The sequence below is a fragment of the Serratia sp. H1w genome, from assembly GCF_000633355.1.
In the GTDB taxonomy this organism is placed as follows: Bacteria; Pseudomonadota; Gammaproteobacteria; order Enterobacterales; family Enterobacteriaceae; genus Chania.
Window position 1 is genome coordinate 1 of sequence record NZ_AYMQ01000014.1, and the last position, 3,644, is coordinate 3,644.

The window sequence follows — 3,644 nt, forward strand, 5'->3', positions numbered from 1 at the left end:
CTTGAGGTTTATTGGGTATATCCCTGTAATGGAGTGGCTGGACGGCCTGACTCATTCCCTCTGAGTGATGGCAATATATACAGCCATTGCTCACAAATAAACCATTAACAGGCTAATTGTTGACCGGAATCATGCCGGTTATCGGCTCGTTATTTTTGATGATTGGCGCTGGAAGCTCACGAATGACAGGCGATCAAGGGATTAGCGAGCGGTAGTCGATTTTGCTTGGTAAAATTGCAACATGTCGCTGCTAGCGATTTATCGGCCGGATACGGTGGTGATATCTCAAATTGAGACGAATCATATTGGTAATTTTATCAGCCGACCGCTAACGCCCGCGAAGAATGTTATTTTTCACCCAATATCATGTTAAGAAAATCGAAATAAAAAAAGCCTCTTTTGTGATGGTTTTCGCATTTAACACCATCCCTTACGTTATATCCCCCGAAAACCGCCCACTCTGCACACAATATGCATGCCCTTACTCGTGCCGTACATCCATTCTCAGGGGGGTTATCAGGCTGTGCCCTCGAATCGTAGCCATCAGGCATGACAACCTGACCAAGGCCGTACAGGAGTAAGGTTTTATGACCAACTTGAATACTACTTTGCCCGGTGAAAAGGGGGCAGCAGCGGACAAGCCGATCGATAAAGTGGAAGAGATACTGCCCATTGCCCATCTTTTTACTCTGGGGTTGCAGCATGTGCTGGTGATGTATGCGGGGGCGGTTGCCGTTCCGTTAATGATCGGCGGCAGCCTTGGGTTGGATAAATCACAGATTGCCTATCTGATCAGTTCCGATCTGTTCTGCTGTGGCGTGGTGACGCTGTTGCAATGCATCGGCATAGGCCGCTTTGCCGGCATCCGTTTACCCGTCATCATGTCCGTCACCTTCGCCGCCGTGACGCCGATGTTGGCTATCGGTGCCAACCCTGAAATCGGCCTGACCGGCATCTTTGGTGCCACCATAGCGGCGGGTATTATCACCACGTTGCTGGTGCCGTTGATGGGCCGCCTGATGCCGCTGTTCCCCACGTTGGTCACGGGGATTGTGATCACCTCCATAGGTCTCAGCATTGTCCGCGTCGGGATAGATTGGGCCGCCGGGGGCAGAGGTAATGCCGACTACGGCAATCCGGCCTATATTGGCGTCTCGCTGCTGGTGCTGATTTTTATTTTGTTAATCACCCGCTTTAGCAAAGGCTTTATCTCCAACATCTCCGTGCTGCTGGGGATAGGCTTCGGTTTTGTGGTGGCGCTGCTGATGGGGGAGGTCAGCTTTTCTGGCCTGAATGATGCCGCGTGGTTTGCCATCGTGCGTCCGTTTGCCTTCGGTTGGCCTACCTTCGATCCGGCTTCGATAATCACCCTGACGATCGTTATGCTGATCGTATTTATTGAATCCATGGGCATGTTTATGGCACTGGGGGAAATTGTTGGCCGCCCAACCACCAAGCAGGATGTGGTTCGAGGGCTGCGGGTTGACGGCATGGGAACCATCATCGGTGGTATTTTCAATACTTTCCCGCACACCTCGTTTTCCCAGAATATCGGTCTGGTTAGCGTTACCCAGGTGTCCAGCCGCTGGGTGTGTGTGATGGCGGGGTTGATACTGGTGCTGTTTGGTCTGATCCCGAAAATGTCTATTCTGGTGGCCTCGATCCCACAGTTTGTCCTGGGGGGCGCGGGTATCGTGATGTTTGGCATGGTGTTGTCGACCGGTATCAAGATCCTGACCAGGGTCAACTTCAATACCAACCGTTATAACGCCTATATCGTCGCCATCAGCCTGGGGCTTGGCATGATCCCAATCGTGGCGGCCGATTTCTTTAACCAGATGCCTGTTAGTCTGCAACCGTTGCTGCACAGCGGCATTTTGCTTTCTTCCGTAGCGGCGGTGCTGCTGAATCTCTACTTCAATGGCTATCATCCGGAGGAATAACCCAGCCGTTAATTGACACTCTCCGCGAACAGTGGCTTGCCAGCCGGTGGCAATAACGGGTAAAAACACTGTTCGACTGAGAAAGGAGAGATGAATGCGGATTACCTTGGCCCAATTTACCTGCCGTGAAGGGGATATTGCCCATAACCTGGCCGCCGTGCTGGCGCAGATTGAATGTTGTCGCGGCCAAACCGATCTGTTGCTATTGCCAGAAACGCAGCTTACCGGCTTTACCCATCCCAACGGCAATACGGACTATGCGCTGCAACTGCAAGGCCCGGAACTGGCTCAGGTGGCGGCAGCAAGTCAGCGTGCAGGTATCGCTGTCGCAGTGGGTTTTCTTGAGCAGGATGGTGGGCAATTGTTCAACAGTTCGGTGCTGATCACGCCGGAGCAGGGCATTTATCTGCATTATCGCAAAAGCCACCTCTGGACCAATGAACGCGTCGAAGCGCAAGCGGGCGATCGCCTGGTCTGCGGCCTGTGGCGTGGGCGACGTATCGGGTTGCTGATCTGCTACGATATCGAATTCCCCGAGGCATCAAGAGCCTTGGCCCTGATGGGCTGCGACCTGTTGCTGGTGACCGATGGCAATATGGATCCATACGGCCACGTACACCGTAACGCTTTGTTGGCCCGAGCTCAGGATAATCAGATGTTTGTCGCGATGGCCAACCGCGCAGGGCATGGATGTGAGATGCAGTTTGCTGGCGAAAGCCTGGTCGTCGATCCGCTGGGGCGCGAAGTTGCTGGCTTGGGACGCGAGCCGGGCGTCTTGCAGGTAGAGCTGGATTTCAACCTGTTGGAAGAGGCTCGCCGCGAATATCGTTATCTGGACGATCGGCGTCTGGCACTCAGCGCAGAGGCGCAATGGCAGCAGCAAGATGATGAACAACGCTGGTGGCCGCTAATTCCGCGTTAACACCGCTTGCTCAAAGGCCAATGGCTTGGGTAAAGTCATAGGACATCGGTAAATGCGGCCGCAAACTTTGCCGCATGTTAAGGAGCCATACAATGCAATTTCTTGCCCTGAGTAAAAAAGCCGTGCCATTGGCCATGCTGTTAGCGCTGTCGTTGCCCGCTGCCTGGGCGGCACAAAACGCTCCAGCCCCGATCCCTGCGGCATTAATTGGTAATTGGAGAGTGACCAAGGTCATTCCTACCCAGACCGTGGGCTGTTGGGATGAAAAGCAGGCGCAGCAGTTGGTTGGCAATAGCATCAACTATAAAGCAGACGGTTTTACCTGGCATGAACAGCAACTGAGCAATCAGGGGGCAATCACCACCACGGTAGAAGCGCAGGAGTTTGTGGAAGATAACTCGGGCGACAATTCGTATGTTGATTTCCCCATCTTGGGTATCAGCACGCCTTCGGTGCAACGCGTCATTATCCAGCATCAGGATGTCAACGTGCCGGGCATCACCGATCAGGGGAGTGAAGGCGTTCCCGGTGATAACGTGTTGGTGAAAGACCGCAATACGCTGATATTCTCCCAATGTGGCGTGTGGTTTGAGGCGCAACGGCAGAAGAAATAACGGTTTTCCCCCCTCATCCCAACCCTCTCCCACAGGGAGAGGGAGCTTTTAGTCTCTGCTCTTTTGGATGTAAGGAGGCTACATCAGCAAACTCCATCGTTCCTCATCCAAAGTAGATCACTATCATTCCAAGTACACTCGATCGGTTCCCTCTCCCTGTGGGAG

Annotated in this window: 2 protein-coding genes and 1 pseudogene; all 3 read left to right on the plus strand. The window is 53.3% G+C overall.

Going from position 1 to position 3,644, the window contains the following annotated elements:
• Positions 1-587: 587 nt before the first annotated feature.
• A pseudogene (locus U869_RS0102935) lies at positions 588-1,928 on the plus strand (nucleobase:cation symporter-2 family protein); the annotation flags it as partial.
• A gap of 109 nt (positions 1,929-2,037) precedes the next feature.
• Positions 2,038-2,865, plus strand: coding sequence for a carbon-nitrogen hydrolase family protein (locus tag U869_RS0102940; RefSeq protein WP_025123730.1), 828 nt, complete (start codon positions 2,038-2,040; stop codon positions 2,863-2,865).
• Between the two features lie 92 nt (positions 2,866-2,957).
• The gene (locus U869_RS0102945) at positions 2,958-3,479 is read left to right on the plus strand and encodes a hypothetical protein (protein WP_025123729.1); all 522 of its coding nucleotides are present in this window, start codon (positions 2,958-2,960) and stop codon (positions 3,477-3,479) included.
• The last annotated feature ends 165 nt before the right edge of the window (positions 3,480-3,644 follow it).

Bases quoted from the DNA above. Each gene is read 5' to 3' on its own strand.
- U869_RS0102940 (WP_025123730.1), top strand. From the start codon at position 2,038: ATGCGGATTACCTTGGCCCAATTTACCTGCCGTGAAGGGGATATTGCC.
- U869_RS0102945 (WP_025123729.1), top strand. From the start codon at position 2,958: ATGCAATTTCTTGCCCTGAGTAAAAAAGCCGTGCCATTGGCCATGCTG.